The organism is Megasphaera sp. AF13-6AC, from assembly GCF_027685385.1.
In the GTDB taxonomy this organism is placed as follows: Bacteria; Bacillota; Negativicutes; order Veillonellales; family Megasphaeraceae; genus Megasphaera; species Megasphaera micronuciformis.
On record NZ_JAQCUN010000098.1, the window covers coordinates 292 to 4,891 of the forward strand.

Sequence of the window (4,600 nt, forward strand, 5' to 3'; positions counted from 1 at the left end):
TGGCTTTCGGCAGTAAGGGAAGGCTTTGGTTTGCCTTGCTGAATGTTATTCAGCTAATCGGCTGGACAGCTGTCATGATTGCGACTGCGGCTACTTCGGCGGATGCTTTAGTGCCTTGGGGCAATGCAGTGTGGAGTGTTATCTCCGGTGCAGGAATTGCTCTTTGGATTTTATTGGGTATTAAGAACTTGGATAAGGTTAACCGTGTTATTATGGCAGCCTTGCTTCTTCTCACCCTGTTTTTAAGTCGTCTTGTTTTTGACGGTATTCCCCAACCTGTGAGCGGGGATATAACCTTCGGCGGAGCAGTAGAGTTGGCTGTAGCCATGCCCTTGTCGTGGTTGCCTCTTATTGCCGACTATACGCGTACGGCCGAATCTCCCGTGAAAGTGACGGTCAGTTCCTGCCTGTCTTATTTTATAGCCAGCTGTTGGATGTTCTTTATCGGTATGGGAGCCGTTATTTATTTGGGAAGTGATGACTTGGCGGCGGTTATGGCTGCTGCCGGTCTCGGCGGTATGGGTATCTTAATCGTTTTGTTGTCGACCGTTACGACGACTTTTCTGGATGCTCTGTCAGCCGGCATCAGCGCTTCTTCCATTTCTCCTCGAGTAAAAGATACGCCTTGTGCCTTAGTGACCTGTGTTCTGGGCGTGATACTGGCTGTCTTTTTCGATACAGATGCTTTTCAGGATTTTCTTTATTTCATCGGTTCTGTCTTTGCCCCTATGACAGCTGTCTTAATAGCCGATTATTTTGTATTGCATGCTGACCGCAGAGACACGAGTGTGAATCTTACGAATTTAGTTTTATGGGCTATAGGTTTTTGCCTTTATCGGCAACTTCTCGATTGGGATACCCCTTTGGGAATTACCTTCCCCGTAATTGTTGCAGTTGTCCTACTATCTGTCCTTGTTCATAAAGTGACAGATAAACGACAGGCTGCGTAAAAAAAATAAAAAACGCTCCCGTTGACAAAACGGCACCGGAAAGTAGGGGTTAACTTTCCGGTGCCGTCGGCGGGAGCGTTTTTAGCGCTTAGATGATTTTCGCTTTTGCGGTTTGTCCGAAACGGATTGTTTTGAAGAGTCATCCTTTGAGGCGGACTCTTCTTTTTTGTCTTCTTTATCGTTCTTTTTATCAGATTTGACGGCTTCTTTAGGTTCTTCGTAGTAAGCTTTTCCCATACCGGCAGGGACATCGAAATCATCAGCAGATGTGCCGCTGACGGCAGAAGCCATGTAGTCATGCCAAATCTGTGCAGGTACAGTACCGCCGTAAATTTCTCCGAGACTTTGACTTCCCGTGTCATCTCCAACCCAAACGGCCGTCACAATATCAGGTGTATAGCCGATAAACCAAGCATCATGATTGTCGTCGGTCGTACCGGTTTTGCCGGCCGCCGGCCTGCCGATGGAAGCGGCCGTACCCGTACCTCTTGTAATAACTCCTTCGAGCATACTGGTCATTTCGTAGGCCGTCTTTTCGGACATAACTTGAGTTTTTTGCACATCCGAAGAGTTATCTTCCAAAACGTTGCCGTTGCGGTCGAGAATCTTTACGATAGCCGTCGGCTTTATATATACGCCCTTATTGGCAAAGGCACCGTAAGCTGCCGCCATTTCCAGCGGGGTGACGCCCTTGGTCAAACCGCCGAGGGCGGCTGAAGCCAAGTTATCATCGTTGGGACTGCCGTCTTCCACCAAGGTTGTAATACCCAGCTTTTTGGCGTTGGCAATGACATTGGACGGGCCGACCTTGTCAGCTAATTGAACGGCGACCGTATTTACGGATAAAGCCAGGGCTTTCCATAAGGGCATGCGACCCTGGTAGCTGTTGTCGGCATTGTGCGGTGACCACCCGCCGTATTCAACCTTCTTATCTTCCATTATCGTATCGGGCGTCATGTCGTGTTCCATAGCCGTCATATAAACGAAGGGCTTAAATGCCGAACCGGGTTGGCGAACTGCCATGCTGGCACGATTAAAGCTGTCTTGGCCGCGGCCGCCGACCATGGCAAGGATATGGCCTGTTTTCGGGTCAATAGAGATAATGGCTCCTTGCGGTTGAGTAAGTCCCTGATCATCCGTATGTGTTTCCGGGAGATGGCGCATAGCTTGAACGGCTGCATGCTGTTTATCCGTATCAAGAGTCGTGTAAATCTTCAATCCATCTTTGTAAAGCGCGTCGTCACCGTACTTTTGTGCTATTTCCTGAGTAACATAGTCGATGAAGTATGCCGTTTCGTCCGTTGTATTGCTTGTCGATTTTTGCTTAATATCCAGACTTGATTTTTTAGCTTCTTCCGCTTGGGAAGGTGTAATGTATCCGTATTTTTCCATTTGGCCTACCACTACGTTTTTACGGGCGGTGGCTTCATTAACACTGGAGGAATAGTAGTTGGGGCTCTTCGGTAGGCCTGCAATCATAGCGCATTCGGCCAGAGTAAGATCGCCTACATCTTTGCCGAAGTATGTGTGGGCCGCCGTCTGAATGCCGTAAGCGCCGCGACCAAAATAAATCTGATTCATGTACATTTCCAGAATTTCTTTTTTGCTGTACTTACGTTCCAATTCAAGAGCTAAGATGGCTTCCTGAATTTTACGTTTTAATGTCTGGTCTTGGGATAAAAAAGCATTCTTAGCTAACTGTTGAGTAATCGTACTGCCGCCTTGAGCAATACCGCGATTAGTCAAGTTGGTTACGACGGCACGTAAAATCCCGATGGGATCGACACCGATATGGTCGTAGAATCGATTATCTTCGGCGGCAATAAAGGCGTTCTGCAAGTTTTTCGGGACCTTGTTAATATCAATGGGCAGCCGGTTCTGATCGGAGTGCAGAGTCGTAATCAGCTTTCCCTGACTGTCAAAAACCTGTGATGAAACGGCAGGCCGCATGTTATTACCTACTTCAGGTAAGCTTTGGTATGCCGCGAATATATAGCCGAACATGAGGCCTGCAATAATGACGAGCACTAGAGCCGCCATGACGCGAATAGAACGAAAAGGCCCTTTCTTTTTCGTTCGAACTCTATGTCTGGGTGTATACATCATATCCTCCTATTGGGTGTTCGATTAAGGCGCAAGGCCGTTTAAGGCATATTACGTCGATATTATCGTTCCTATTATATATCATCTAATATAGGAAAGGGAAATTTATTTTGAAAAAATATGATAAAAGGCATAGATATCATATAAATCTCTATAATGGCAGTTTTCGGAAAGTCAGCAGATAAAATATAGAGTATACTAAATATCTAAAAACACACCTTTTGGCATAAAGTAGTTGACATTTAAATTTAAATAATATACCATAAAGAAGCAAAGTAATAAATTCAGTGTTTACGAATAATATATCCGATTATCGGGAGGTAGAGCCATGGACAGAAACAGTGCTTTTATTTTATGGTTTGACGAACTTCGTCGTGAAGATGTGGACTTAGTCGGAGGTAAATCGTCGTCTTTAGGTGAATTGACGTCGGCTACAAACGTGCCGGTACCGTACGGTTTTGCTACGACAGCGGCAGGATATAGATATTTCATGACCGAAACAGGTCTTGATAAACAGATTAAAGAAATGCTTGAAGAATTGACGGATGTCGAAGATCCCGTGCAACTTCGTATAGTAACAGCTAAGATTCGTGAAGCCGTCTGTGCCGCTCCGATGCCGCCGAAATTGGCCGAATCGATTCGAAAAGGGTATGAAGAGCTGGGTCAAAAAGTAGGCGAACAGGATCCTTTCGTGGCTGTTCGCTCCAGTGCTACCGCTGAAGACTTGCCTGACGCATCCTTTGCCGGCCAACAGGATACATATTTGAATGTACGCGGCGCCGATATGGTTATTCAGAAGGTAAAAGAATGTTATGCATCTACTTTTACGGACAGAGCTACATACTATCGCACGAAAAAAGGATTTGACCACTTGGAAGTAGCCTTGAGTGCAGCTATTCAAATGATGGTATTCTCTAAGAGCGCAGGTGTCATGTTTACTGTTGACCTTGTAACCGGCGACGATTCGACGATTACTATTGAAGGCGCTTGGGGCCTGGGCGAATATGTTGTGCAAGGTACTGTTACACCCGATAACTTCCGGGTTAAAAAGGATGATTTAAGCATCGTATCGACTATGGTAAATACGAAGCCCATTCAACTTGTTCGCAAAGCCGGTGGAGATTGCGAAGAATTGCCTGTTCCTGAAGATTTGCAAAAGGTGCAAGTCTTGACAGAAGAGCAGATTAAAGAATTGGCATCATATGCTAAAGCCATAGAAAAACACTACGGTTGTTACATGGATATGGAATGGGGCGTTGATGAACGGAACGATAAGATTTGGTTGCTCCAAGCTCGTCCCGAAACAGTTTGGTCGAAGAAAAATAAGGAAAAGAAACCCGCAACGGAAGGTGAAACCATGGAAGTTACGTCGGAACGTGTTGTCGTCGTTAAAGGCTTGCCTGCAAGCCCCGGAAAAGCAGCAGGTAAGGCTCACGTTATTTTGGATCCCTCGCGTATTGATGAATTTAAAGAAGGAGAAATTCTAGTTACGACCATGACGGCTCCCGACTGGGTGCCGGCGATGAAGAAGGCCAAGGCCATTGTAA

General features: G+C 46.1%; 3 protein-coding genes. 2 read left to right on the top strand and 1 reads right to left on the bottom strand.

Annotated elements, in window-relative coordinates:
• Positions 1-950 (top strand): putative hydroxymethylpyrimidine transporter CytX (locus PGX78_RS06140; protein WP_270445902.1); only part of this gene is annotated, 950 nt, incomplete at its 5' end.
• An 81-nt stretch (positions 951-1,031) separates the two neighbouring features.
• Here the strand turns inward: PGX78_RS06140 and PGX78_RS06145 are convergent.
• Complete coding sequence (locus PGX78_RS06145; protein WP_270445903.1) at positions 1,032-3,053, bottom strand: transglycosylase domain-containing protein; 2,022 nt, start codon at positions 3,051-3,053, stop codon at positions 1,032-1,034.
• A 328-nt stretch (positions 3,054-3,381) separates the two neighbouring features.
• Here PGX78_RS06145 and PGX78_RS06150 point away from each other — a divergent pair.
• Positions 3,382-4,600 (top strand): PEP/pyruvate-binding domain-containing protein (locus PGX78_RS06150; protein ID WP_333523959.1); only part of this gene is annotated, 1,219 nt, incomplete at its 3' end.

Bases quoted from the DNA above. Each gene is read 5' to 3' on its own strand.
- PGX78_RS06145 (WP_270445903.1), bottom strand. From the start codon at position 3,053: ATGTATACACCCAGACATAGAGTTCGAACGAAAAAGAAAGGGCCTTTT.